This is a genomic window from Acidaminococcus hominis (assembly GCF_900291475.1).
GTDB lineage: Bacteria > Bacillota > Negativicutes > Acidaminococcales > Acidaminococcaceae > Acidaminococcus > Acidaminococcus hominis.
Genome location: NZ_OLMM01000004.1, coordinates 159,029 through 183,639, shown reverse-complemented (window position 1 = coordinate 183,639; position 24,611 = coordinate 159,029). Strand labels below are relative to the sequence as shown.

Below are 24,611 nucleotides of genomic sequence, written 5' to 3'. Positions count from 1 at the left end.
CCATGTTAAACGACAGATTACTCAAAATCTCAGTCGGCTCCAGCCGCAATTCTCTCAACTGGCAGCTCACTGAAATACTCTGGTCCGACTTCATCCGCCGGGTCAAAGTACCAATCCGCAGCCAGGAAACTTTCGACGAGTACATCCGGATGCAGAAGGCCCAGCAAGGAATCCTGAAGGATATCGGAGGATTCGTTGGGGGGACCCTTAACGGGCTCCGGCGCAAAGCGGAAGCCGTGACCGGCCGGGACCTTGTGACTCTGGATTTCGATAATATCCCATCGGGGGGCACGGATGCGGTCTTAAAGCGCGTATCCTCTTTAGACATCGCTTACTGCATTTACAGTACCCGTTCCCATGCGCCATACCGGCCCAGGTTGCGTATTATCATCCCGCTGGATAAAACGGTCACGCCGGACGAATACGAGCCTGTAGCACGAAAATTGGCGGCTGTGATCGGCATCGAATATTGTGACCCTACAACCTTTGAAGCCTCCCGGCTGATGTACTGGCCCGGTTGCAGCAAAGACAGCGAGTACGTGTTCCAATTCGAGGATAAGCCGTTTGCCAGTGCGGATGGGATTCTGGCCCAATATGACGACTGGCGGGATATGACAGCGTGGCCACAGGTGCCCGGAGCGGCCCCCAGGGCAAAGGTACTTCTGGCGCGGCAGTCCGATCCTACGAAAAAGGAAGGCCTCGTTGGTGCATTCTGCAGGGTGTACGACATCAGGGGCGCCCTTCTAAAGTATCTCCCGAATGCTTACGAAGATGTGGAAGGCAAGGCCGATCGGATGACCTACACAGGCGGCACAACAACCGCCGGGGCAGTGCTATACGAGGATGGTAAGTTCCTTTACAGTCACCATGCTACGGACCCCTGCTGCGATCAGCTGGTGAACGCCTTCGACCTGGTGCGGATCCATCTGTTCAACGAGCTGGATGTTGATATAAAGCCGCATACTGGCGGTAATGCCAGGCCGTCCTTCAAAGCCATGCGTAAGTTGGCCATGGAAGATGAAGTGGTCCTCCGGGAACTTAACTTAGAAAAAGCACAGCAAACGATGTCAGTTTTCACTGATCTGAAAAACGAAGATAATCAAGTGAAAACAGAAGATAATCAACTGGAAATCGGAGAAAAACCAACTGAAACCGTGCTTAATGTAGATTGGATGCGGGAAGCCAAGTTGGACTATAACCCGGATACCGGTAACCCGAAGAAGACAATGGACAACATCCTGCGGATCCTCCGGTTCGACCCGCTGCTTAAAGGGAAAATCGCCATCGACGATTTCAGTAATCAAGGGATGGCCCTGGGGGAACTGCCCTGGAATGCCTGCCCAGATAAACGCCTTTGGACGGATACTGATGATGCAGGTCTCCTGTGGTGGCTGGAGTACCGGTACGATATCACCGGCAGGGATAAAGCCTTGGCAGCCGTCATGTTGGTGAGCAACCAGCAGAAATACAACGAGGTCAAGGATTATCTGGAAGCCCTGGTTTGGGATGGCACGGAAAGGCTCGATAGAGTGTTCATCGATTACCTGGCGGCCGAAGATACACCGTATACCCGTGCGGTGGCCCGCAAGAGCTTTACCGCGGCCGTAGCCCGGGTGATGCGCCCTGGCTGCAAGTACGACTATGTACCCGTATTCAACGGGCCCCAGGGGATCGGTAAGACGACTTTCCTGAAGACGATTGGGAAGAACTGGTACAGCGACAGTCTGCAGAACTTCAACGGAAAAGAGGCCAGCGAAATGATCCAGGGCATCTGGATCAACGAAATCGGCGAAATGTCCGGGTACAACCGGTCCGAAATGGATATCGTCAAGCAGTTCCTGTCCCGGTGCGATGATGTGTACCGGCAGCCCTACGGCAAGCACGCCGTCCGGTTCCCTCGGAAGGGTGTATTTTTCGGGACTTGCAATAATCATGACTTCCTGAAAGATCCGACTGGAAACCGCCGCTTCTGGCCCGTCGATGTGGGCCTGCATAAGCCGGCTAAAAATATCTGGGTCCAGCTTCCTGACGAAGTAGACCAACTATGGGCCGAAGCGGCTGTACGGTATACGAAAGGGGAACAACTCTTCATGGATACCCCGGAACTGGATGCGGCTACCCGGGAAGCCCAGGAAGCCCACCGGGAGAACAGCATCCGGGAAGGGATGATCCGGGACTGGATCGAAAAGCCGGTGCCGCCTAATTATACCAGCCTGAGTCTATCGGCGCGGCGGATCTTCTGGAATGGCGGGATGGCGGGAACGGGAGATTTGGTCCCCCGGGAGAAGGTATGCGCCGCAGAAATCTGGTGCGAACTCTTCATGGGCGATCCAAAGCATATGCGGCGGAGCGATGCCAACGAAATCAACCAGGTGCTGGTGAACACACCTGGGTGGCGGAGAAATGTTACTTCGCGCAGATTTGGATATGCAGGAAAACAAAAAGGATTTGAGAGGGTCATGAATATCGGTGTATAAAAGACGGAACTTTCGAAAGTTCCACCCTAAAAATAGCTGGAACCTCAAAAATAGAAAGTTCCGCTTAAAGTTCCGGCGTTAAACCGCATTATCTCTAGGTTTATGGGTTAACGGGTACCCGGAACCTTCTATCTAAGAAATATATTAAAACCGACTGAATCAACTGAAATAACCAGTTGAAAGCAGTTGAATTTCAGTTGAATCAGTTGGATTTAAGGTTTTTCTTGGGTAAAAATTTTAAAAGTATAAATATCCGTCGCATTAAATAAATATGCAAAGGAGGTAGGACCAATATGCTGGAACGAGATGTTGAACGTCATTTAGTGAACGGGGTGAAAGCGCAGGGCGGTAAAGCCTATAAGTGGGTGAGCCCTGGCAATGTCGGTGTGCCGGACAGAATCGTGGTGTGGCCAGGCGGCAAAGTCGAGTTCATCGAACTGAAGACTGATAACGGACGATTGAGCAAGCTGCAGTCGGTGCAGATCTGCCGACTTCTGAAGCTGGGATGTTACACCCGGGTGCTGTATGGCCTGAAGAGTGTTGTGGACTATCTGATGGAGGATCATTCGGGAGGAGATGATGCAGCGTGATATTTACCCCGCATCCCTATCAACGGTATTGTATTGATCGGGTGGTAAAAGACCAGGCAATCGGATTGTTCCTTGACATGGGCCTCGGTAAGACAGTGATCACTCTGTCCGCCATTATGGAGCTAAAGTACGGGAGATTTGCAGTCAACAAAGTTTTGGTGATTGCCCCGAAGAAAGTAGCCGAAGCGACTTGGCAGCAGGAGGCTTCCAAGTGGGACTTCCTCCGGAATCTCCGGTTTGCTACAGTCCTGGGCAGCGCGAAGAATCGGATCAAGGAGCTTTACCGGCCAGCCGATATTTACGTGATCAACCGTGAGAATGTGGATTGGCTGGTGGATTACTATAAAAATGACTGGCCCTTTGACATGGTAGTCGTGGATGAATCTTCCAGTTTCAAGTCTCACCGGGCCAAACGGTTCAAAGCCTTGGCTTCTATCCGGCCGCATATCCACCGGATCGTGGAACTGACGGGTACGCCGTCTCCTAACAGCCTGATGGACCTGTGGAGCCAGCTGTATCTCCTGGATGGCGGGGCGCGCCTGGGGAAGTATTACACCCATTTCCGCGATAGATTCTTTGATCCGGGGAAGCGGACGCGGGAAGTGATTTACTCCTACGATCCCAAGGACGGCGCCCAGCAGTCCATCATGGGCCGGATCTCCGATATTTGCGTCAGCATGAAAGCATCGGATTATCTGCAGTTGCCCGACTGTATCATAGATGATATCCCGGTTGAATTAGACGCGAAAGCTAAGAAAGCCTATAATCAACTGGAACGTGATATGGTCCTGGCGCTGCCTGATGGGGATATCGACGTGGCCAGCGCGGCAGGACTGTCAAACAAGCTGCAGCAGTTGGCCAACGGAGCGGTGTATGATGATGAACATGGCGTCCATGAAGTCCATAACTGTAAGCTGGAAGCGTTCCTAGAGCTGCTTGAGAAATTGAACGGGCAGCATGCCTTGGTGTTCTACAATTTCAAGCATGATCTTTCGCGCATACAGGATGCCCTCAAAACATCGAAACTGCGGGTACGGGTATTCCAGGGCGCAGAAGAGGAAAAAGACTGGAATAGCGGTAAAATTGATGTTCTTCTGGCCCATCCCGCCAGCACCGCCTATGGACTCAATCTTCAGAACGGCGGGCATCACATCATTTGGTTTGGCCTCAATTGGTCTTTGGAGCTATACCAACAGGCCAACAAGCGGCTGCATCGGCAGGGGCAGCCGGAACCTGTCATTATCCATCAGTTGGTTTGCCGGGGAACTCGGGACGATGACCTGGTGGACGCATTGGATTGGAAGGACAAGGCCCAAGATTATGTCCTGGAAAGTTTGAAAGCGAGGATCAAGAAATGGAAACGACAAGAATGAAAACCTTCGTGAAAGTAGTAATAGCAGTCGGAGTCTTAACAGGATTAGCCATGTACATCGGCGGAATCCTGGCTATTTGGCGTTTTGTGCTGATGGTGGTATAACTACATACCCTGAAAGACAAAATGCTTTAAAACGAAAATTTGAGTGTAATAGAGGAGGACGGAAAATGATGGAATCGATTTTATATTTCCCCAGAGGGGTCGAAGTAAAGATCACACCGCGTTCTGAGGTGACTGACGAATTCAGGCAGCAGATCCGAAACTCGTTCCGCGATTATACCGCAGGGACGGCTGAGGACTACCGGGGCCAGGACAAACTGGCATTCATCGATCTGATCCGGGAGCAAAATTTCCAGGTGGATCCAGACGTTATTATTAACGGATACATCCGGGAAGAGCTGGAAAGCGAGGGTGTAGTAGAACTTGCGGAGCTGGCGAACCTTGAGGAGATCAGCAATCTTATGGACGAAGCAGTCCATAGGTATAAAAGGGGCTGGTACCACTGGAGCGGCGATAACCATCTTGATGAACCGGCCTGCAAATTTGTAGAAGCTGCCATCGAAGAAGTTATGGCCTATGGAAAGGAGAAGGGAAAATGACGGAACAGGTAAAAATCAAACTGATGCCCGGCGGACGTATGCCAAAAAAGAAGACGGCTGGAGCTGCGGCCTGGGACTGCTATGCACGGATCCATGAAAAATACAGCCCGACGGATCAACTGGTCCTTTCAGCAATGGACATGGGGGCCAAAGTTCCCCTGGGATTTGCCATGGAGCTTCCCAAAGGCTATCATGCGGAAATCCTTCCCAGAAGCTCCATAGGAGTTAAGACCAAATTCCGGGTTTCCAACAGCACCGGGATCATTGATTCTGATTACCGTGGGGAAGTGTGCATTATCCTGGACAACATAAGCCTGGTGAAAAGGGCATGCATCAAAGACGGCGATCGGATCGCCCAGATGCTCATTGTGAAGGATCCGGACGTGGAACTAGTTCAGGCAGAAAAGCTCAGCGAAACCGAACGGGGCACAGGCGGATTCGGTAGCACAGGCAGACGCGACAGACAGGAGGAATAAGGTATGCAGATTATTTTTAACGCTTTAATTATTTTAGCTACCATTGATCTTGCGCTTTTTGCTTACGAACAAATTCGAAAAATCTACGGACGATATCAGGATCAAAAATCTACAGAAGCCTTTTTTAACTGGATGAAAAAGAACAATGATCATGCAAAGGAGGAACCTCATGAGTGATATGATCCACCGGCCGAACCATTACACTTGGCGAGGTGGTATGGAATGTATTGATATAGCTAAGGAGCTGTGCCAGGGATCGGATGGCGTACGGGCGTATCTAATCGGATGTACCGTTAAGTACATCTACCGTTACCCAAAGAAAAACGGCCTACAAGATCTGGACAAAGCCATCGAATGCCTGACCATGCTGCGGAAGATTGAAGCTAGCAGTCAGAAATAGGAGGAGCTAATGACAGCAAAAGAATATTTGAACCGGATCCGTTTTATTTCAGTTGGACTCCGGGTTAAGGAACAGGAACTACAGCAGCTAGAGTCAGATCTTTATACTATCCATTCCGTGGACACCAGCCGAGAACGGATTGACGGAGGGATACCGGTATCCATGGCCGATAAGGTGGCGCGGATCCGGGATATGCAGATTGTAATAAATAAGGAATGGGATCAGCTTCTGGATTTGCGAAAGGAAGCCAGGGAACGAATCATGCAGTTGGAAGATGGCCGTTTCCGGGCGGTACTGACGGAACGATATCTAAACAACAAGCGGTGGGAGCAGATTGCAGTGGACATGAACTACACTTACCGCAATGTAATCAAGATTCATGGGAAAGCACTGCAGCAGTTTGAGATTCAGTTCAAAGAGTTCCTAGAAATTCCCTATCTTGACGTGATATAGTGTAGACTGCAAAAGGTAAGGGAAAAGGGCAAGCCCGAACCGATTGCGGAACCTCCTTTCTAAGATATGGCAGTACGGAAAAGGCACCCTGATGGGGTGCTTTTTTCGTTCCCGAAAAGTTGGATGTGTTTGTTTTTTATGGCTATCGCGGAGGTGGGAAAGGGGGGCAGCCAATGAGAGAATATGTATTTTCCTCACGCCAAAATAAAAAACTCTCCTTACATTAGCCAGGAGAGTCTGCTGAACAGGTTGCAATCCTATTCAGACTTAGTTGCACGAGACTGTGAGTCATCTTTTAGGTCATCAACAGGGATGGGCCAAGCACGCAAGCCGTAGCTACGGGCGTATAAGATTTTTCCAGTACGAGGATCTTTGAGCCAAGTCCTGAAGATGACGTTAGACTTATGTTTTTTGTTCACAGCTGCCACCTCTTTTCGTAAAGAATTGAGGCGGGGCGCCCCGTGCGAATATATTATAGCATATATAGTAAATACGAAAAAAGACCCCAGATAAATCTAGGGCCTTTTTTCGGGGGGGCAACTGGATATTGAAGTAAAAATTGTCCTTGGCCAAATGATTCGCGAAGTCATTTAGATTGTTCTGTGAACCAAACATAAGCCGCCTATAATATACCTCAACTTAAGCTGTTAGTCAATTAATAAAAATGTTTCTATATTTTCTCAAATTCGAGATTATTCGACTTTAAATAAAGAATTTATGTTAAAATAAAGAAATTATAAATTATGCTTCGCTTTGAAACACGAAGAGATTGGAAGCGTTTATGAAAGACATGCCTGTATTGGGGAATTTTAAGGTTTGCAAAAGGTGCGGGGAAAAGTTTTACCTACCATTTGGCACTCCATGGCCATGGAAAACCAATTATCGGGGACGGAATTATATTTTTTGTTCCTACAAATGCAAAAGAAAATTTGATAAGGGGATAAAGTAAGCACAGTCTATAATGGCTGTGCTTTTTTAATGCAAGGATGTGATGAGATGCGGAAAACAGGGCGCCCGATGGCTGTGATTGATCAGAAAAATTTTGAGCGCCTCTGCGGGCTGCAGTGTACAGAACAAGAAGTATGTGCTTTCTTTGGAGTGACGGACAAGACGCTGAACCGATGGTGCAAGAGAACTTATAAGCTGAGTTTTTCCGAAGTTTTTAAGGTAAAACGCGGAATAGGGAAAATATCCCTTAGAAGGGCCCAGTGGCAGTTAGCTCAGAAGTCTGCAGCCATGGCCATTTTTCTTGGTAAAAACTATCTGGGCCAGTCGGATCGCGATAAGAATGAACAGCTTGAAATGCAGCTTGCAGATGACGGGCTGACTGCGGCTTTGAGTGGAGCCGCCAAGAAAGCGTGGGATGAGGATGATCAACCTGATTGAACCGGTAATACGTTTCCAGGAGTTTTCTAAAAAACAACTGCAGGTTTTCACCTGGTGGATGCCTGAGTCTCCGTATAGCAACTACAATGGAATCATTGCTGATGGATCCATTCGCGCCGGGAAAACTGTGGCAATGGCTGTATCTTTCATTCTGTGGGCAATGGCGTCATATGATCATCAGAATTTTGCTATGTGCGGGAAAACAGTTGGGGCTTTTAGACGGAACGTGTGGAACTGGCTCCGGCCGGTAATTTATGCAAGAAAGTGGGAAGTGAAAGAAAGCCGGACATCGAACACTATTATAGTTAGCGATGGGATACGCACTAATTATTTTTACATTTTCGGCGGAAGAGATGAATCTTCCCAGGATCTGATCCAGGGCTTGACTCTGGCGGGGCTGTACTGTGATGAAGTTGCCCTGATGCCAGAATCATTCGTCAACCAGGCGACCGGCCGCTGCAGCGTAGCCGGTGCGAAAATGTGGTTCAACTGCAACCCCGAAAGCCCCATGCATTGGTTTCTGAATAACTGGATAAAGAAGCAGGCCGAAAAGAAGCTGCTGCATCTGCATTTTACAATGGATGACAATCCATCGCTTAGCGATTCAGTACGGGAGCGGTACAAGACCACATACAGCGGTGTTTTCTACCAGCGTTTTATCCAGGGGCTGTGGGTCATGGCCCAAGGGGCTGTTTATAAAGACGCCTGGAGCGAAGATCTCTATTTTGGCAAAGCCCAGTTGGATCTAATCTACTTGAACCCGCGCATGTATCGCAGATACATCGCAATCGACTATGGGACGGTCAACCCTATGGCTTTCCTTGACATATGGGATGATGGAGATGTGTTGTGGATCACAAGGGAATATTACTGGGACAGCAGGGCTGCAGGAAATCACGAAAAAGACAACAGCCAGTATGGCGATGATTTGATGGATTTTATTAAAGCAATTGATCAGCCGGTAACTGCGGTGATCATTGACCCGTCAGCTGAGTCTTTCAAGATTGAGATGAAGAACCGAGGCTTTCGCGCCAAAGAAACTGTAGAAACCATTAATGCAGACAACAAAGTACTGGAAGGAATCCGGGCAGTCAACAAGATGCTGACCCGGCGCAAGATACGGATCTACAAGGAAGGCTGTCCTATGCTGATTCAAGAAATGACATCCTACTGCTGGGATGAGAAAGCCATCCAGAATGGCGGAAGGGAACGGCCTATAAAAGCAAGGGACCATACGGTGGATGCCCTGCGGTATGGGGTTATGACGATTGTAAGGCCAAGGAGGCTGGCAAATGCCTAGATACAAGAAAAAAAGACAAAATAGCGCCATCCGGGGGAAAGCCCAGGATGGCTTTTCTAATGCGCTGGCCAGGCTGGGCGTAGGGACCCCTAATCTGCTGGAAGCAACTGAGTACATCCCGCAGCGGATCACAAGGAATTATGCGCTGCTGAATACGCTGTACCGGGAACAGTGGATTGTCCGCCGCATTGTGGACACGATTCCCTCGGATATGTTGAAAAACTGGATTACGCTAAGCACAGAAGTGGCTCCGGCAACGATGAAGCGGTTTGAAAGGGCTCTCCGGCAAACCCGCGTAATTAATTCTTTGAAAGAGGGGATGGAGTGGGGGCGCCTCTTTGGAGGGGCCATCGGTGTTCTCATGATCAAGGGCCAGGGAGATATGCTGGATCAGCCCCTGGACCTAGAGAGAATCTTTCCTGGTGATTTCTGCGGCATTCTGAACTTTGACCGCTGGAACGGGGTAAGTCCCTCTGGAGAACTGATTACTGATATCGGGGACCCGGAATACGGGCTTCCCAAGTACTACCAGATTTCAGATCCTGCAAGTGGAACTGTTTGCAATGTCCACCATAGCCGCGTACTGCGGTTTATTGGGGATGATCTGCCATACTGGGAAAGCCTGGCAGAAAATCAATGGGGAGCCTCTGTTGTTGAGGCGGTCTTTGACGATTTGAAGAAGCGGGATAATGTTTCCTGGAATATTGCGCAGCTAACGTTTGTAGCAAACTTGAGGATCCTGAAAATGGCTGATTTAGGGGAGATGCTCGGTTCAGCAGACGAACAGTCCAAGGCTGAGCTATACCACACGGTACAGGCCCAGAACTGGCTGATGAGCAATATGGGGCTGCAGATCATGGATAAGGACGACAGCATGGAAACCCACCAGTACACTTTTGGCGGACTGGCCGATGTTTATTCTCAGTTCATGATGGACGTTGCTGGTGCTGCCCGTATCCCGGTTACTAAGCTGTTCGGGCGGTCTCCTGCCGGAATGAACGCTACTGGTGAATCGGACCTTCAGAACTACTACGATATGATTGCCGAAGAACAGGAGTCCAAGCTCCGGCCGATTCTGGACAAGCTTTTGCCAGTGGTGTGCATGAGTGCATTCGGCGCTGTGCCGGATGATCTGGACTACGACTTTGACCCTGTTTCTGAGCCCAATGACAAGGAACGAGCAGAGCTGGCGAAATCCGGGACTGAGAACGTAGTCACGGCACTTAATGCCGGCCTGGTATCCAAACGGACCGCCCTTAAGGAGCTGAAGCAGCAGTCTGAACGTACCGGCGTTTGGACGAACATTACGGAAGCCGATATCATGAAGGCCCCTGAAGACCTGGAGAATGAAGGAGAGCTCGGCAGCCTGTTGGGTTTGCCGCAGCAGGAGCCCCAGGAACTGCCCGGTAGGGACAGCGACGAGAACTGGGATGAAAGTAAGCACCCCAGGGCCGATAATGGACAGTTTGGCAACGGAAGTGCTGAAAAACCTAAGCATAAAGAAAAAGCCCCTAGATATTCCAAAGGAGAAGCATATAAGAACCAGATTGGGGAACCTATAGCTGGGGAACATAAAGGCCTTGAAGCTATTAATCTCTTAAGAAAACTACAAAGCGGATATGTGCCTGATGCTTTTACCCGTGAGGATATCGGAGGGATTGCCCTTCCATGGGGCGATAATTGGATGGGGCTAAAACATATAATTAAAGAACGGTCTGAACAAGGGGTTGATGTAGATAAGTTCCTTTCAAATCTTCCGAATGTGATAGAAACAGGGCAGCTGAAGACAGATCGAGGTAGGTGGTATATAAGAAAAGACAATTATACTGCAGTTGTTTCACCAACTTTCTTTGATGATAAATTTACCTTCCTGCTTACCGGATGGGACGAAAATTATTCCAAAAATAAAGAGCCTTGAAGCGTCCAAAGCATGTAAACTAATTGGACATTGCTTGGTAACCAGACCACTTGCGTTACCAACTTCAAAGCTCTTTCTATTTAAATTATAACATTTTCCAGCTAAAAGTCAAAAAAATAAGAATGGCTAATTGGATGAACGTCCTCCGGGGTCGAAACCCGGTCCTCATCATTCTTTAACAGCAGTGGCGACTTTCTGTTGTCAATTAGCTATTCTTGATGTTTTCAATATACTATTTTTTCGTTAAAAAGTCAAAATGATAAAGAGCTTTAAGATCCCAGAAAGACGATTCACTAATCTGGGGTTACCGAGCAAACAGACCGTTTCTTTTGCCCACCTTAAAGCTCTTGTAGCCACATTATAACGCTTTTATGTTGAAAGTCAAAGCGGAGATACGATTATGAACAAGGAGAAATTCAAGCCCAGGCGCGTTGTAGAAAAGCGCTACCAGGCTGCTATCAAAGGTATCGTGAGGCGGATGCGGAGGAAGCTGGAAACAGCTTCTACCCCCACCCAGGCTATTACGATGCTGCGAGAGATGGCACGGTCACCTACTATGGATGCTGCTGCAAGAATGGCCGCTATGGCCATGGCTACCCAGGTTATGCAGAATGGCTACAGAACCTGGAGAGAAGCGGCTGCAGCTGGATCCAAGGGAACCGAAATCTATTATGCACTTACTAAGGAATTGAATAAGTCCAATGCATTCCGAGAGATCATAGACCGGAATGCAGAACTTATAAAGTCGGTACCGGCTGACGCGACCCAGGCCCTTGCCAGAGCGATGGCCGAAGGCTATGAAGCCGGTGTGCGGCCGGAAGACCTGAAAGCAGACATCATGAACCGGTTCTCAGACCTGACCGAGGCAAAAGCCCGGCTGATTGCCAGGACGGAAACCTCAAAGGCAGCCACGGCACTAACCCGGGTACGGGCACAGCGTATTGGCGCAGAGTGGTATGTGTGGAGGACCAGCGAAGACGCAAGGGTCCGCAGCTCCCATGCGCATATGGACGGGGTACTGGTTAACTGGAGTGACCCGCCCAGCCCGGAAAAGCTGATCGGGATGAAAGATTATGGATCCTACCACGCGGGGGAATTCCCAAACTGCCGGTGTTATGCTGAACCCCTGCTTGACTATGACGATGTGAAGTGGCCCCACAAGGTTTACCGTGGCGGCCGAATTACCAGTATGACATTGGCCGGCTTCAAGAAAATAACGGGAGGTGGTGCTATTTGAGAGCGTTTTACGGCAGCAAGATTTCCGATCACATGATCGAGACCCCAGAAGGGTATCTGATTTGTAAGTCGGTTCCCATTGCAAGAACTGGCGTGCAGGAATACAGGGGCATTGAATTCGGGGCCCCAGAGCCTCAGCAGATCTACCAGGTAGAACGGCCTGAAGAGGAAGTGTTCAGCGCTGCGGCATTGGCTTCCTTCGAGGGAAAACCGGTAGTCGATGAACACCCAAATGAAGATGTTACATCGACGAATTATTCCCGCTATACCAAAGGTGTGTGCCGGGATGTAAGACGAGGTGACGGAGAGCTTAGCGAATGTATGGTGGCTGATCTGATCGTCTACGATAAACAGCTGATCCAGGAAATTAAAAATGGCAAGCGCGATATATCCTGCGGCTACAATTGCCTGTGGGTACCAAGTGGTGAAAATGGGTATACCCAAAAAGAAATCAGAGGTAACCATGTGGCGGTAGTGAACCAGGGGCGCGCGGGGCATAAAGTATCAATCCGAGATTCCAAAAATGGAGGGAAAAAGATGGAAAAGAAACAAGGACTGTTTGGCAGAATGCTGAAAAGCTTTGCCAGAGACGAGGACACCACGCCGGATGATCTGGAACAGGCGTCCAAATTGAACCCTGAGAATGAAAAGAAAGAGGAAACACCGGCAAAAGATGAGGGGCTGGCCGGCGGCACCGATATCGGTGAGCGCCTTGACCGTCTGGAAAATGCAGTGGCTGAACTGGCCAAAATGATGCGAGCAGGTACTGAAACCCAGGATGATGGGGAACCCGGTGCCCAGGAAGAACCGGATGTGCTGGACGCTCTGGAAAATGAACTGGAAAAAGGTGCTCCGGCGAACCCTTCTGACGAAAGCAACGTGCAGGCACCGGCTGGCCAGGTTGGCGAACCCCCGAAAAAGACGGAAGATGAGGGCGCCCCTGGTGTGGTCTCCAGTGATTGCGACGAAAACAGCAAGCAGGCGCGTGACGCAGCACTGGAAGTAATTCGGGGCATTAAACCGATTATTGCAAACCTGCCTCAGGAAAAGCGCAAGAAAGTGGCGGATTCTCTGGCCTATCTGGTTCGTGGCAATGCCAATGATCATGGCTATGGTACGCTGGCAAAAGCTAAAAAGAACGGCTATGCTGGTGCACGAGATACCGCTGAAGATGACAGAGCTCTGGGACGCGCTATCAGAGACAAATACAATCCCCATTACATGAAGAAATAACAGGAGGTCAATACAATGAGTGGAAAAGCAATTGGCATTTCTATGAACTATGGTTTTCCGGGTACCTACGCAAGAACTCCGGACGATATTGTAACCAGCCGGCAGCTGAAAGAGGGCTCCGCTGATGTTCCTTTTGGTATGGCACTGTGCGCCAATGGGGACAATACGTATAGCCCTGTGGGGGATGATTTCACTGCAGCTAAATTCGGCGGCGTGGCACTGCGTGTGGTAAAGCAGGCAACTGCATATGACGATCAGACCGCGACCGCATACCACGCAAAAGACCTGGTAAACGCCATCAACCGCGGGGCTGTGGTTGTGACTTGCAACCATGGGACTCCGACTGCAGGTGGTTCTGTGTATGTACGAATCAAGGAAAATTCCTCCATCCCTGCCGGGGTTGTAGGTGGCTTTGAAGCAGAAGCGGATAGCACGAATACCGTTCAGCTGACTAATGTACAGTGGACTAATGGCTATGTGGATGCCAATGGTGTTGCTGAAATCACTATTCTGACTCGGCTGAACGCATGATTGAGGAGGGGAAACAATGAACGATAATGTACAATTTGGCGCACCCAACGGGAACATGGCTGGCAGCGCTGCTTTTGCTATGAAACAGGGCGGCCGGCAAGCCTTCTACGGTGGTGCAAACGACGCAGTTGCTTCCGGTATGGCCTATTTGATGGGCGAACTGGAAAAGACGGACACTAAAATTAGAGAACCGCTGTCTTCTGTAACCTGGCAGCGGGATATTGTAGCTCGTACTGGTGGCGGCTGGGTGGATTTCACCAGTACCTTTGACATGGATTATGGCACCACTGGCCCTAATGATCTGTCTATTGTGGGTACGGGTACTACCGCTATCCCTGTGATGCAGGTCAACACCAACAAGAATCTGTTCCGTGTGTTCACCTGGATGCACGCTATGCAGGTTCCTTTTGTTGATCAGGCAAAACTGCAGCAGATCGGCCGTTCCCTGGAAGATCTGCTGGATAAAGGTATCCGACTGAACTACAACAAGACTCTGGACCAGAACGTGTACCAGGGCATGACTAAGTTTGGGACTACGGGCCTGCTGAACGACGCCAATGTGGTAGCCGCTACCGCAGCTAATGGCGCGGCTGGGACCGCAACCTGGGTGACCAAGACCCCGGATGAAATCCTGCATGATATCAATGATGCACTGGTAGCAGCCTGGACTGCCGCCGAATATGATCTGGACGGTATGCCCAACCACATCCTGATCCCCTCCAAACAGTACGCTTACCTGGTGACTCAAAAGGTATCCGACGCTGGCAACATCTCTATTCTGGAATATTTGCTGCAGAACAACATTGCCCGTAACCAGGGTGGCAAAATCTCTATCGAGCCCTGCCGCTGGTGCAAGGAAGCAGGAACCGGTAAAACCGACCGCATGATGGTATACGTAAATGATGAAGACAAAGTGAACTTTGATATTACGGTGCCTATTACCCGGGCCATGACGCAGCCGTCTGTAGAACGTGGTGCTTATCTGACCCTCTACGCTGCTCAGATCGGTCAGGTTAAATTCAACTACTATCAGCCGGTCCGCTATATCGACGGAATCTGATCCAGCATATGGGGAGCTGCTTAATTGCAGCTCCTTGTTTTATTAGGAGGAAATGACATGTTTATTCTGAGCAAAAAACGCTTTGAATTCCGCAATGCAAACAATGAAACTTTTACCACCAAGGGCGGTATGGCTATGGAAGAAGCCCCGGACTGGTGCGCTAATAATGACTTCTTCAAGGCCGCAGAATCTGATGGCGATATCATCGTAGCAACCGCACCTACGGAAAAAGCGGCTACCCAGGCGGTTACAGCAGCTGAAACTAAAACAGCAGCAAAAGCAACTACCGCTAAAATCAAGGCTTAACAAGGAGGGCGGCTGATGTTCATCAATGGGCTATTGGCCCAGGCGTCCAATGTGAAGCCAACCTACGGTAATCCGTCTTACACGGTCGCAGATTTCGAGGAACTTTACCCACAGTTCAAGGGACTGGTCCCGGATGCCGCTATTTCCCAGTACGTGGAAATGGGCAATGCTTGTGTTAACAAGCGCCGGTATGGGGCTATGTGGAAAACAGCTATTGGCTTGTTCATCGCTCATTTCTGCGCTCTATATCTGCAGTCTCAGACAGAAGCTGGCAGTGATGCCAATTCCGTTTTGGCAGCGGCCACAAATGCGGGACTGCTTTCTGGCGAAAGCGCCGACGGGGTTTCCTATTCTCGAGAAATTGGTTCCATTACCAGTGATCTTGCTGGCTGGGCTGGCTTCAAGCTGACTTCTTATGGGGTACAGTTTGCAACTCTTGCCAAGATGGCGGGCAAAGGCGGGATGTACGTATGGTAGATGCTGGAAAAGTAAAGGCCCAAGTATCTCATATTGAAGTGAACGGCGGGATCGAGGGGCTGTTGAAGAGACTTGAGGGCTTAGAGAAAAGGGCTCTGTATGTAGGGGTCCCTAAATCTACGGCTACAAACCGAAATGGGGATGCCCCGGAACTTACAAACGCAGAACTGCTGTTCATGCACACACATGGCGTCAGAAAAATTGCTATGCGAAAAGCCATGAAGCTAATGATGAAATCTGGCAGCACCTATTCTGAAGCCTACCAAATGTATATCCATTCTAACGGGTCCGCCCTGTATGCCGTCCCGCCCCGGCCAGTTATCGGCCCCGCACTGAAAGCGCATAGGAACGAAATTGGGAAAGGGTTTCAGCGGATCTATAAAGCCACGCTGGACGGAAATGAACCAGCCGTGCAATCTGCCATGGCGTGGACTGGATTAAAGGCCCAGAACGCCTGCAGGAGCTGGTTCTATGACCCCAGGAACAACTGGCCTAAAAATGCCCCGAAAACCATTAAGGCAAAGGGCAGCGAGCGTCCCCTGATCGATACAGGGAGCTTGCGGAACAGTATTATCTATGTCGTGCGGGAGGAATAAGCCATGATCAATCTGTCTTCGGTTGTCCTTTCCCCCATGCTTTCCCAGCAGGTCGTCATTAACCGGCAAAGTGGGACTTGGGTAAAGGGTCGCTTTCTCGCTGGGGAAAAAGAAACCATTACGACAACGGGTATCGTCACCAAAGCAAATACGCGAGACTTGTCGGTCGTTCCCGAAGGGGATCGTCAAGGTGGCGGGATCCGCGTTCTTACCACAATCCCGGTTTATGTGACCGGGCAGAATGAAGGAGAGAACCTGGCAGATACTGTTTCCTGGGAAGGTGATACCTATAAAATCGTCAGTGTGGACCCTGATCAGAAATATGGCTTTTACCGGGCTATCTGTGTTCGAATTCCTGGAGGTGAAAGTTAGTGGCGACGTTGAAACGAGAAGAAATCGAAGCAGCTTTCTATGAAGCGGTCATGGCCTCCCTTGGCTACGACCAGAATAAAGACTATGGCTCTAAAAAGCCTCCTGTTCGCCTAACCTATCCGGCCCAGGGCCAACCGGACTGGGGTGTAAATGATGACGTGGTATTCATTCTCTTTGGGGATGCGGACGACGACTCAACGCAGACTGTAGATGAGACCTGGGAGAACTCTGGAGATGACCTTGTCCGCCATCATAAGGTAAACCGGGTCCTTCAAATGTCCTTCGTAGCATATGGGCCCAACGGATACGACAACCTGGTGACGCTCCGGCATAAGCTCATGGATAACCCAAAGCAGCTGAAGGAAAAGGGGATTAACGTAGTTCCCAGCGGAAATGCAGTTACCTATGCTCCGGAAATCTTTCAGGGGCTGTGGTGGCAAAGGGCCGACCTTCAGATGACATTCAACTCTACGGTTGAATTTGATGAAGACGTGCGTTCCATTGCTACTGTGGATGTCCATGTTAACACCGACAAGACTTTGCCAGGCAAAACCGCGGGGACGATCACCCAGCTGGGCAGTCTGACAATCAATAAATCTTGAATGAAAGGACCATAATATGGCTAATAAATTAACTTTGAATCCCATTGTTGATATTTCCGTCAGCCTGGCAGCTAGAGCTGCCGCAAGACGGGGCTTCAACGTTGCCCTGATCCTTGGGACGAGTTCGGTAATCCCGAAAGATGAAAGGGTGAGAACCTACACTTCTGTGGACGCACTCCTGGCTGATGGCTTCACTACGGACAGCGCAGAGTATAAGGCTGCACTGCTGTATTTCTCCGCGACCATTACGCCTACCAAGCTGGCTGTGGGTGTAAAGAGCTCTGACGACGAAAGCCTCCTGGCTGCTGCACAGGCCTGCAGGGCCGCTAACAGCGAATGGTATATCCTGGTTCCTCTGGGAGCGGCGTATGACGACCTGGTGGCTCTCGCGGCATGGGTAGAAACAGCGACTCCGGACACAGTATTGTTCTACACGACTGATGATTCCAGTGTATCCCCGGCTTCTGACACCTCCAGTAAGGACGCCATTTTCTATGCTATGAAGCAGAAAGCGTACCGGCGTACTTTCGGACAATACTGCGGCCAGGCAGACACTCTGGATGCGGTAGCCGCAACGGCCGGGTATGCTATGGGTGCCAATCGCGGGACCAGCAATTCCGCTTTTACACTGGCTTATAAGAAACTGCCGGGAGTGACAACTGACAGCCTGACGGAAAACCAGGTTGAACAAATCGCAGGTGGACGCGATTCCACCGGTGCAAACGGGAACGTGTATGTCACCCGGGATGAGGACTATAATCTGCTGCAGTACGGGCGTATGGCTGACGGGACCGCCTTCGACGAAATCCTAAACCTGGATATGCTGAAGAATGACATCAAGCTGAACGTCATGGACCTGCTGGCCAATAACCGCAAGATCCCTCAGACCAATGCAGGGGTGGCTTCCATTGTGAACGTCATTAATACGGCCTGCAACAAGTACGTAAACACTGGCTTTATCGCGCCGGGTAAGTGGAACGGCGGGACCGTCCTGGAATTGGCAAACGGCACCTATTTGACGAATGGCTATCTGGTACAGGCCGAAGACGTGGACGATCAGTCTCAGGCCGATAGAGACGCCCGCAAGGCGCCGCCTATCTATGTATCTGTTAAACTGGCCGGCGCTATCGAATTTGTGACCATTGAAGTCTATGTCAACCGCTAAGGGGGGAAGATAAATGGCAACTACGACCTATAGCTTTACTGATCTTGTGGGTTCTATCCACAGCGATCTTGTAGGTGATTATATTTTTACCGGCGAAGGTGCCGGATCCGTTTCGGTGTCCAAGTCTACCGAACGCAGCGCGCATGATGTGGCTGCGGATGGCTCTGTGATGGTTTCTAAGGTGGCCGGGAATAATGGCACGGTTACGATTGAAGTCCAGCAGACCAGCCCTCTGCATTTCTGGCTTCTGAACTGGTTCAACGCTCATTGGGCGGCTAATACGACTAACTGGGCAACGACCACCATGCTGCTGAAAAACACCAGTACCGGCGGCTCCCATGTTTGCTCCGGCGTCAGCCCGCAGAAAGAAGCGGACGTACCGTACCAGTCCCAGGGGCAGCGTGTGACCTGGACACTGATGTGTGCTGACATTACTAATAATGCCATTTGAGCATGAAAGGAGAAAGAAATATGCAGGCTCCAAAAACGAAAACAAAAATCACTGAAATCAAAGGAGTGAAATACAGACTGGGCAAACTGGACGCCCGGTCTGCTTCCTATCTGGCTGTGAAAGCTGCGGCGGTACTCGCACCGGCGATGACCGCACGGAATGATAAGGAAATCGTGGGAATGCTCACTACCACCTTGCCGTCCCTCCCCAGAAAGGAATTTGATGAGATCCAGACCATGATTCTGCGAACTGTGGTTAAGCTGGACGACGTTGATGGCAAACTCCTTCCGGTACCACTGCTGAGGGAAGATGGCCGGTTTGTAGACCCGGAACTGAACTACGATGTACTTACAGTCATGGGGCTCACGGTACAGGCATTAATTTTTAACGTAGGAGATTTTTTCGGAGAAGCCGGGTTATCTCCGGCGATCTTGGAAGGCAAAAAGAAAGACTGATTGGGTTTGACCCGCTTCCATATCCCAATTTGGATGCCTTTTTAATGGCCCCGGTAACAGCTGGACTGTGGAAGCAGCACGAGACGTTTGACGGGACGTATGATCTGGATGATTTGCTGGATGCCCACGAACTTCTGGACACCAATGCGATCAATAAAATCCGCGCTCAGGAGGCGGCCCGTAGCGAGGTGAATAAGTAATGGCAACTACACCGATTGAAGAGTATTTATATAAGCTGGGAGCGGGGATTGACCGAGGGTCTTTCAACCAGGCTATTAGTTGCCTCAAGGAACTCAAACAGATCATTGGCAGCGTCGAATCGGTGGCTGTACCTGCTGCCTTGTTCGGTGGCATTTTAGCTATTACCAAAGCAACGGCCGGAATTATCAAAAACGCTGCTGACGCTGAAGTGCAATATAAGCGCCTTGGCACACAAATGTGGACTACCGTTGAAAGTGCCAAGGCTTTATCTGTTGCAATGAAAACCATGGGCGTTTCTGAGCAAGACATTGCATGGGTACCGGAACTGCGGGGTCAGTTCTTTAGGCTCCGGGCAGAGATGGATGCTATGGCGGCTCCTGTAGACACGGAAGCACAATTTCAGTGGATCCGGGAGATCGGCTATGATGTTCAATCCTTACAAGTGCGCGTAAAGATGCTCTCTGAGTGGGTAGCTTATTTTCTGATCAAGTATTTGGGCCCCATGATTAAAGAGTTCCAGGGATTCATCCAGTGGCTGAATGCCCAACTTGGGCAAAATATGCCAGCCATTGCCAGGAAGATAGCAAAAGCCTTATCGACCATAGTAGGCATTGCTTATTCGGCGATTTCGCTTTTGAAGTCGGTCATTGGGGAAATTTTAGATTTTGTGGGTGATCTCCCCGGCCAGGTAAAGAAATGGACAGCAATCTTTGGCCTTGTGTTCGCGGCAATCCGTTCCGGCCCTATGGGGTATTTCCTGATTGCCATTACGGCTATTCTGACTCTGGTACAGGACTTTGTGTACTATGCGAACGGATGGAACAGCTCAAAGACCTTAGCCCCTATGTGGGAAAAAGTCTTGAAGTTCCTGAACAGCGAAACCCTGAAGAAGCTGGGAGAAATCATTACAAAGCTTTTAACGGCAGTCGCAAATATCCTGGAAAAGATTCTCAAAACTGTCGTAGGAATCATAACGGAAATCAGTGAAGCAATTGACTGGGATAGCGTGGCGCAGGAGGCCCAGAAAGCAGCTGGGGAACTGGGCAAAGCCTTTTGGGATCTGAACGAAGCAGCCGACAGTTTCTTTACTATGCTGGCTAAGAAATCCGGATGGTTAGACGCACAAAGATATCTGGTGTTCTGGAAACTCTTGGGCGGGGCTATTCAAGGCGGGGTCAATACCTTAGCGGTATTCGTCAGCCTGTTTGCAAAGCTGGCGAAAGCAACGTCGCAGGTGTTCAGCGGAGACTTCAAAGGTGCGGCCAATACCATGCACCAGTTTGCCCACCAGTTTTCAATCAACCGGTGGGGGATACCGTTTTTCGCAGGGATCCAGAGCGCTATGGGTGATAACAGCCTGGAAAACGAATATGGCAATTTCGGTATAGGAGGCAATTTTGGTAATTCTGGTATGGGGTCAATCGGGGCCGGTGCTGGTCAGCTTATTGGGGCTTTGGTACAGGCTGGCCTTACTCCTGCTGGTGCCGCCGGCCTTGTTGGGAACCTCCAGGCTGAAAGCGGCCTGAACCCGGGAAATGCGGAAGACAGCAGCGGAGTTGACGATGCAGCCTATGTGGCCGGGGTGGATAATGGTTCAATCAGTGAGGATGAATTTGCCGGCGACGGTATTGGCTTTGGCCTGGCTCAGTGGACTTCAGAAAACCGGAAGCGGGCACTGTACCGGTATGCGAAATCGACCGGACGGAGCATTGCGGATTTGGGCATGCAGCTGGAATTCCTGCTGAATGAACTGAAGGAAAGCTATTCCAGCGTTTACCAGGTATTAGCCTCTACGGACAGCGTAAAGGAAGCCTCTGATGCGGTCCTCCATGATTTTGAAAGCCCGGCTGATCAGTCTGCTGCAGTGGAAGAAGAGCGGGCGGCCAATGGTTTGGCTGCTATGGCTTCCGCAGGTGGCGGTATTAGTGCCCGAAGCGGGGCGATGGGTTTTGCAGGGAATACGGCAGCTTTTTCTATGCCGGCTGTTTCCCCTACGAGTTACGCCGCTGCTGCTATATCCAACCCGAATTGGAACAACTCTTCAAGCAGCAGTATCAGCTTTGGGATTATTCGGGTTGATGTATCCGGTACCAATGCTACTCCTCAGGAAATCTATGAGGCTTTTAGACGTGGACTCAATGCCAGGGCCCAGCGTGAGGTGATTGTATGACGCTATTGGAACAATATGTGATCAAATTAAGTGCGGATTTAGACACAGGTTCTTTTGAAACCGCGAAGACGGCCATTAATGACCTGGTACACGCACTCAAAGGGATGGCCAGGATGGCAATCCCAGTAGGCGTTGGTATTAGCCTCGCGGCAGTGGTTAAGGTAACTACGGGCCTGATTAAGAGCACGGCCGATGCTGAAATGCAGTACAAGCGTCTGGGAACCCAGATGTGGATTACTGGAGATAGCGCTAAAGCACTGTCTGTAGCCATGAAGACCATGGGCGTCTCAGAACAGGATATTGCCTGGGTTCCTGAACTGCGTGAACAGTTTTTCCGGCTTCGGCAGGAGATGAATGAGCTGGCCACGCCGGTAGACGCTGAACAGCAGTTTAAATGGATCCGTGAAATCGGGTACGATATCCAGAGCCTGCAGGTCAAGATGAAAGCACTGCGGGAATGGATCGCTTACTACCTGATCAAATACATGGACCCGTTCATAAGACGCTTCCAGGGGTTCATCCAGTGGCTGAATGAACGGCTTAGACGGAATCTGCCGGAGGTGGCAAAGAAAATAGCGAACGGCTTGTCCTCTATCGTAGGTGTTGCCTATTCTGCGTTCTATGCCATTAAATCTGTGCTGGGCGTGGTATACGATTTTGTCGAAGACCTTCCGGCCAGTGTGAAAAAGTGGGCGGGGATTTTCGCAGTTGTAGGAGCTGCAATTACCGCTGGCCCCTTTGGCCGGCTGGTAATGATCCTGGGTACTGCAATGCTGCTTATTCAGGATTTTGTTTACTGCATAAAGGGATGGAATTCTTCTAAGACTCTGGCCCCTATGTGGGAAACTGTTTTGAAGTTCATGCGCAGTGATACGGTGAAAACCATTGGCGGTGTGATCCAATATATTCTGGGGAAGATCTCCGGGGCTCTGGATACCATTTTCAGAGTGTTAGGGAATATTGCCAAGGAAATCAATGACAGTATCGACTGGGGCGAAATTGAGAACACCTGGGTCAAAACTGTTGATGAACTGACGAAGGCTTTCCGGGATCTGAAAAAATCCATTTCAGAACTCTATCGTTCCCTGGATGAAAACCAGAGCCCATCCCGGTTGTCGAAGGGGACTTCCTACTGGAAAGTGATCGGGGAAGCTATTACCACAGGCATTAAGTCGGGAATTTCTTTTGTCGGTGTCTTTGCAAAAATTATCGAAGCTTTGGCTCTCGTGGCACAGGGAAGATTCCAGGAAGCAGGGAAAAGCCTGTTGGGAGCGGCTAGCCAATTAGCCGGGGGCCTTGGCGGATTTGGTAAAGCTCAAACCCATGTAAAGTATGATAATCTTGGAGGATTCCGCTTTGGAAGCTCTTTTTCCGGTGGTGCTAATGGTGGTATGGCCTCTAATGATATTGGCAACCTGAGCGCTAATCTGGATGATAACGGGAATCTTTCTGCTGGTTCGGTAACGGGCCTGGCTGGAAGCTTGCAGCAGGGGTATCAATGGATGGACCCGGACGGGAGCAATACAGATCCTGCTGTACAATGTGCCAGTTTTGCTTCCGCTTATCTCCGCAATCTGGGCGTAAATTTTCCGGCTGTGGATGATATCGGCTCGATGCAGACAGCATACGGCAATGCCATGAGAGGCCCAGGATACACCCCTGATGCAGGGGACGCTGTATTCTTCCCCTCTCATGTAGGGATTTCCCTTGGTGGAAATATGATGATTAACCGCCAGTCTGACGGCGGGATCAAGACCATTGACCTGGATACCGCTCAGGAGTGGTTTGGGAATATTACCGGGTATGGTTCTACCAATGCTTATATCCAAGCTGCCGGCCAGGGAACTGCTGGAGGTGGCTATGGCGGGGCTGGGAACAGCCTTGTCGGGAATGGAAGCAGCTTCTTTAACAGCAATTCCTATGCTGCTGCGTCCAGCGGGTACACACCTATGGTGGCTCCGGAAGGTGTTGGCAGCCAGGCCGGAACAGAAGTTTCTATCGGGGCGATCCAGATCAATGTATCCAAGGCTCCGGCTCAGGAAGGGGGAAGCAACTTTGAAGACATTAGCGAGCGTATAGCAGCGCGCGCAGGAAGAGGGGTGCTTGTATAAATGAATCTATCTTTAAACGGGCTGTCTGATCTGGCTGTATCTTTGATCAATGACAGCAGCCAGACGGCTGCTTTCTTGCAGGCAATCCAGGGAGGGTACCGGCCGCCGCAATGGCCTGCTGCTGGGGTGGAAGAACTGGTCTATTGCAAAACCAATATTGGCGGGCTATTCTTTGACGCAGTGTTTTCTACGACTACCAGTCATACGGCTACAGTAACATCCCACCCGGTCCAAAACGGGGCCAATATCTCAGATCATATGTATGATAACCCGGTAAGTATTTCGATGGAAATTGGCATGAGCGATGCCATGGCCACCATGGTCTCCGGCCAGTTTTGCAGTGCGTATACCAAATCTGTTTCGGCCTACAGGGAACTCGTCAAATTGATGCAGTCCCACCAGCCTATTACGGTTCTTACCCGGATGAACCAGTTTCCGAATATGGTTATCCAGGGAATTACTGTAGAGGATGGCCCCAACACACTGACGGGGCTGCGGGCCAATGTGAACATGCAGCAGATCATTATGGCCAGCGTGGCCACGGAAAAGGTCTCGGCCAGGAACTGGACTTCCGCAGGTACAGCGAAACGCGGTGAAGCCCAGCCCAAAGAGACCCCGACTTCTGTTATGCGCCAGGGCGAGATTGCAGCCGGCATGAATTGAGGTGATTA

The 24,611-nt window shown here is 50.3% G+C and carries 27 protein-coding genes; all 27 read left to right on the top strand.

Features of this window, described 5'->3' with window-relative positions; genetic code table 11:
* Positions 1 to 2: 2 nt before the first annotated feature.
* On the top strand, positions 3 to 2,477 hold the full coding sequence (locus C7E10_RS04330) for a virulence-associated E family protein (protein ID WP_105326128.1): 2,475 nt from the start codon (positions 3 to 5) through the stop codon (positions 2,475 to 2,477).
* Between the two features lie 293 nt (positions 2,478 to 2,770).
* Positions 2,771 to 3,067: a VRR-NUC domain-containing protein gene (locus C7E10_RS04325; RefSeq protein ID WP_105326127.1), complete on the top strand. Its 297-nt coding sequence runs from the start codon at positions 2,771 to 2,773 to the stop codon at positions 3,065 to 3,067.
* Complete coding sequence (locus C7E10_RS04320) at positions 3,064 to 4,440, top strand: SNF2-related protein (RefSeq protein WP_105326126.1); 1,377 nt, start codon at positions 3,064 to 3,066, stop codon at positions 4,438 to 4,440. Before C7E10_RS04325 ends, C7E10_RS04320 begins: the two co-directional genes overlap by 4 nt.
* Positions 4,441 to 4,609: 169 nt before the next feature.
* On the top strand, positions 4,610 to 5,041 hold the full coding sequence (locus C7E10_RS04315) for a hypothetical protein (protein WP_105326125.1): 432 nt from the start codon (positions 4,610 to 4,612) through the stop codon (positions 5,039 to 5,041).
* Positions 5,038 to 5,517: a dUTP diphosphatase gene (dut, locus tag C7E10_RS04310; RefSeq protein WP_105326124.1), complete on the top strand. Its 480-nt coding sequence runs from the start codon at positions 5,038 to 5,040 to the stop codon at positions 5,515 to 5,517. Before C7E10_RS04315 ends, dut begins: the two co-directional genes overlap by 4 nt.
* Positions 5,518 to 5,520: 3 nt before the next feature.
* On the top strand, positions 5,521 to 5,694 hold the full coding sequence (locus tag C7E10_RS12030) for a hypothetical protein (protein ID WP_160101820.1): 174 nt from the start codon (positions 5,521 to 5,523) through the stop codon (positions 5,692 to 5,694).
* The gene (locus tag C7E10_RS04305) at positions 5,687 to 5,917 is read left to right on the top strand and encodes a DUF3310 domain-containing protein (RefSeq protein WP_160101817.1); all 231 of its coding nucleotides are present in this window, start codon (positions 5,687 to 5,689) and stop codon (positions 5,915 to 5,917) included. The genes C7E10_RS12030 and C7E10_RS04305 overlap by 8 nt, the downstream gene beginning before the upstream one ends.
* A 9-nt stretch (positions 5,918 to 5,926) precedes the next feature.
* A complete protein-coding gene (locus C7E10_RS04300) occupies positions 5,927 to 6,370 on the top strand; it encodes a hypothetical protein (RefSeq protein ID WP_105326122.1) in 444 nt (147 codons plus the stop codon).
* A 996-nt stretch (positions 6,371 to 7,366) separates the two neighbouring features.
* Positions 7,367 to 7,756, top strand: a complete 390-nt coding sequence (locus tag C7E10_RS04295) for a hypothetical protein (RefSeq protein ID WP_105326121.1) — start codon at positions 7,367 to 7,369, stop codon at positions 7,754 to 7,756.
* A complete protein-coding gene (locus C7E10_RS04290) occupies positions 7,740 to 9,056 on the top strand; it encodes a PBSX family phage terminase large subunit (protein WP_105326517.1) in 1,317 nt (438 codons plus the stop codon). The genes C7E10_RS04295 and C7E10_RS04290 overlap by 17 nt, the downstream gene beginning before the upstream one ends.
* A complete protein-coding gene (locus tag C7E10_RS04285) occupies positions 9,049 to 10,974 on the top strand; it encodes an anti-CBASS protein Acb1 family protein (RefSeq protein WP_105326120.1) in 1,926 nt (641 codons plus the stop codon). The genes C7E10_RS04290 and C7E10_RS04285 overlap by 8 nt, the downstream gene beginning before the upstream one ends.
* Positions 10,975 to 11,374: 400 nt before the next feature.
* A complete protein-coding gene (locus tag C7E10_RS04280) occupies positions 11,375 to 12,211 on the top strand; it encodes a phage head morphogenesis protein (protein WP_105326119.1) in 837 nt (278 codons plus the stop codon).
* Complete coding sequence (locus C7E10_RS04275; RefSeq protein ID WP_105326118.1) at positions 12,208 to 13,443, top strand: DUF2213 domain-containing protein; 1,236 nt, start codon at positions 12,208 to 12,210, stop codon at positions 13,441 to 13,443. The genes C7E10_RS04280 and C7E10_RS04275 overlap by 4 nt, the downstream gene beginning before the upstream one ends.
* Positions 13,444 to 13,458: 15 nt before the next feature.
* Positions 13,459 to 13,974, top strand: coding sequence for a structural cement protein Gp24 (locus tag C7E10_RS04270; RefSeq protein WP_105326117.1), 516 nt, complete (start codon positions 13,459 to 13,461; stop codon positions 13,972 to 13,974).
* Positions 13,975 to 13,990: 16 nt separating this feature from the next.
* Positions 13,991 to 15,034 carry a DUF2184 domain-containing protein gene (locus C7E10_RS04265; RefSeq protein WP_200820202.1) on the top strand — a complete coding sequence of 348 codons (1,044 nt, stop codon included), beginning with the start codon at positions 13,991 to 13,993 and terminating at the stop codon, positions 15,032 to 15,034.
* Between the two features lie 57 nt (positions 15,035 to 15,091).
* Positions 15,092 to 15,340 (top strand): hypothetical protein, encoded by a 249-nt coding sequence (locus C7E10_RS04260; RefSeq protein WP_105326116.1) that lies wholly within the window; start codon positions 15,092 to 15,094, stop codon positions 15,338 to 15,340.
* Positions 15,341 to 15,355: 15 nt separating this feature from the next.
* Positions 15,356 to 15,817, top strand: coding sequence for a DUF4054 domain-containing protein (locus tag C7E10_RS04255; RefSeq protein WP_105326115.1), 462 nt, complete (start codon positions 15,356 to 15,358; stop codon positions 15,815 to 15,817).
* Positions 15,811 to 16,413, top strand: coding sequence for a phage virion morphogenesis protein (locus C7E10_RS04250; protein ID WP_105326114.1), 603 nt, complete (start codon positions 15,811 to 15,813; stop codon positions 16,411 to 16,413). The genes C7E10_RS04255 and C7E10_RS04250 overlap by 7 nt, the downstream gene beginning before the upstream one ends.
* A gap of 3 nt (positions 16,414 to 16,416) precedes the next feature.
* Entirely contained in the window at positions 16,417 to 16,785 is a 369-nt protein-coding gene (locus C7E10_RS04245) for a hypothetical protein (protein WP_105326113.1), read from the top strand.
* Positions 16,785 to 17,387 carry a phage neck terminator protein gene (locus tag C7E10_RS04240; protein ID WP_105326112.1) on the top strand — a complete coding sequence of 201 codons (603 nt, stop codon included), beginning with the start codon at positions 16,785 to 16,787 and terminating at the stop codon, positions 17,385 to 17,387. The genes C7E10_RS04245 and C7E10_RS04240 overlap by 1 nt, the downstream gene beginning before the upstream one ends.
* Before the next feature lie 16 nt (positions 17,388 to 17,403).
* Positions 17,404 to 18,552 carry a DUF3383 family protein gene (locus tag C7E10_RS04235; protein WP_105326111.1) on the top strand — a complete coding sequence of 383 codons (1,149 nt, stop codon included), beginning with the start codon at positions 17,404 to 17,406 and terminating at the stop codon, positions 18,550 to 18,552.
* Positions 18,553 to 18,565: 13 nt separating this feature from the next.
* Complete coding sequence (locus C7E10_RS04230; protein WP_105326110.1) at positions 18,566 to 19,003, top strand: tail tube family protein; 438 nt, start codon at positions 18,566 to 18,568, stop codon at positions 19,001 to 19,003.
* A gap of 20 nt (positions 19,004 to 19,023) precedes the next feature.
* The gene (locus tag C7E10_RS04225) at positions 19,024 to 19,458 is read left to right on the top strand and encodes a phage tail assembly chaperone (RefSeq protein ID WP_105326109.1); all 435 of its coding nucleotides are present in this window, start codon (positions 19,024 to 19,026) and stop codon (positions 19,456 to 19,458) included.
* Positions 19,459 to 19,502: 44 nt separating this feature from the next.
* On the top strand, positions 19,503 to 19,658 hold the full coding sequence (locus C7E10_RS12025; protein WP_160101814.1) for a DUF6889 family protein: 156 nt from the start codon (positions 19,503 to 19,505) through the stop codon (positions 19,656 to 19,658).
* Positions 19,658 to 21,829: a phage tail tip lysozyme gene (locus C7E10_RS04220; protein ID WP_105326108.1), complete on the top strand. Its 2,172-nt coding sequence runs from the start codon at positions 19,658 to 19,660 to the stop codon at positions 21,827 to 21,829. The genes C7E10_RS12025 and C7E10_RS04220 overlap by 1 nt, the downstream gene beginning before the upstream one ends.
* Positions 21,826 to 23,940 carry an NlpC/P60 family protein gene (locus C7E10_RS04215; RefSeq protein ID WP_105326107.1) on the top strand — a complete coding sequence of 705 codons (2,115 nt, stop codon included), beginning with the start codon at positions 21,826 to 21,828 and terminating at the stop codon, positions 23,938 to 23,940. The genes C7E10_RS04220 and C7E10_RS04215 overlap by 4 nt, the downstream gene beginning before the upstream one ends.
* The gene (locus tag C7E10_RS04210) at positions 23,941 to 24,603 is read left to right on the top strand and encodes a phage baseplate protein (RefSeq protein ID WP_105326106.1); all 663 of its coding nucleotides are present in this window, start codon (positions 23,941 to 23,943) and stop codon (positions 24,601 to 24,603) included.
* Positions 24,604 to 24,611 lie beyond the last annotated feature (8 nt).

Excerpts from the sequence above, each read along its gene's own strand:
- C7E10_RS04245 (WP_105326113.1), top strand. The coding sequence starts at position 16,417 with ATGATCAATCTGTCTTCGGTTGTCCTTTCCCCCATGCTTTCCCAGCAG.
- C7E10_RS04295 (WP_105326121.1), top strand. The coding sequence starts at position 7,367 with ATGCGGAAAACAGGGCGCCCGATGGCTGTGATTGATCAGAAAAATTTT.
- dut (WP_105326124.1), top strand. The coding sequence starts at position 5,038 with ATGACGGAACAGGTAAAAATCAAACTGATGCCCGGCGGACGTATGCCA.
- C7E10_RS04270 (WP_105326117.1), top strand. The coding sequence starts at position 13,459 with ATGAGTGGAAAAGCAATTGGCATTTCTATGAACTATGGTTTTCCGGGT.
- C7E10_RS04220 (WP_105326108.1), top strand. The coding sequence starts at position 19,658 with ATGGCAACTACACCGATTGAAGAGTATTTATATAAGCTGGGAGCGGGG.
- C7E10_RS04325 (WP_105326127.1), top strand. The coding sequence starts at position 2,771 with ATGCTGGAACGAGATGTTGAACGTCATTTAGTGAACGGGGTGAAAGCG.
- C7E10_RS04285 (WP_105326120.1), top strand. The coding sequence starts at position 9,049 with ATGCCTAGATACAAGAAAAAAAGACAAAATAGCGCCATCCGGGGGAAA.
- C7E10_RS04260 (WP_105326116.1), top strand. The coding sequence starts at position 15,092 with ATGTTTATTCTGAGCAAAAAACGCTTTGAATTCCGCAATGCAAACAAT.
- C7E10_RS04280 (WP_105326119.1), top strand. The coding sequence starts at position 11,375 with ATGAACAAGGAGAAATTCAAGCCCAGGCGCGTTGTAGAAAAGCGCTAC.
- C7E10_RS04315 (WP_105326125.1), top strand. The coding sequence starts at position 4,610 with ATGATGGAATCGATTTTATATTTCCCCAGAGGGGTCGAAGTAAAGATC.
- C7E10_RS12030 (WP_160101820.1), top strand. The coding sequence starts at position 5,521 with ATGCAGATTATTTTTAACGCTTTAATTATTTTAGCTACCATTGATCTT.
- C7E10_RS04250 (WP_105326114.1), top strand. The coding sequence starts at position 15,811 with ATGGTAGATGCTGGAAAAGTAAAGGCCCAAGTATCTCATATTGAAGTG.
- C7E10_RS04305 (WP_160101817.1), top strand. The coding sequence starts at position 5,687 with ATGAGTGATATGATCCACCGGCCGAACCATTACACTTGGCGAGGTGGT.
- C7E10_RS04265 (WP_200820202.1), top strand. The coding sequence starts at position 13,991 with ATGAACGATAATGTACAATTTGGCGCACCCAACGGGAACATGGCTGGC.
- C7E10_RS04255 (WP_105326115.1), top strand. The coding sequence starts at position 15,356 with ATGTTCATCAATGGGCTATTGGCCCAGGCGTCCAATGTGAAGCCAACC.
- C7E10_RS04225 (WP_105326109.1), top strand. The coding sequence starts at position 19,024 with ATGCAGGCTCCAAAAACGAAAACAAAAATCACTGAAATCAAAGGAGTG.
- C7E10_RS04230 (WP_105326110.1), top strand. The coding sequence starts at position 18,566 with ATGGCAACTACGACCTATAGCTTTACTGATCTTGTGGGTTCTATCCAC.
- C7E10_RS12025 (WP_160101814.1), top strand. The coding sequence starts at position 19,503 with ATGGCCCCGGTAACAGCTGGACTGTGGAAGCAGCACGAGACGTTTGAC.
- C7E10_RS04235 (WP_105326111.1), top strand. The coding sequence starts at position 17,404 with ATGGCTAATAAATTAACTTTGAATCCCATTGTTGATATTTCCGTCAGC.
- C7E10_RS04300 (WP_105326122.1), top strand. The coding sequence starts at position 5,927 with ATGACAGCAAAAGAATATTTGAACCGGATCCGTTTTATTTCAGTTGGA.
- C7E10_RS04290 (WP_105326517.1), top strand. The coding sequence starts at position 7,740 with ATGATCAACCTGATTGAACCGGTAATACGTTTCCAGGAGTTTTCTAAA.
- C7E10_RS04210 (WP_105326106.1), top strand. The coding sequence starts at position 23,941 with ATGAATCTATCTTTAAACGGGCTGTCTGATCTGGCTGTATCTTTGATC.
- C7E10_RS04215 (WP_105326107.1), top strand. The coding sequence starts at position 21,826 with ATGACGCTATTGGAACAATATGTGATCAAATTAAGTGCGGATTTAGAC.
- C7E10_RS04330 (WP_105326128.1), top strand. The coding sequence starts at position 3 with ATGTTAAACGACAGATTACTCAAAATCTCAGTCGGCTCCAGCCGCAAT.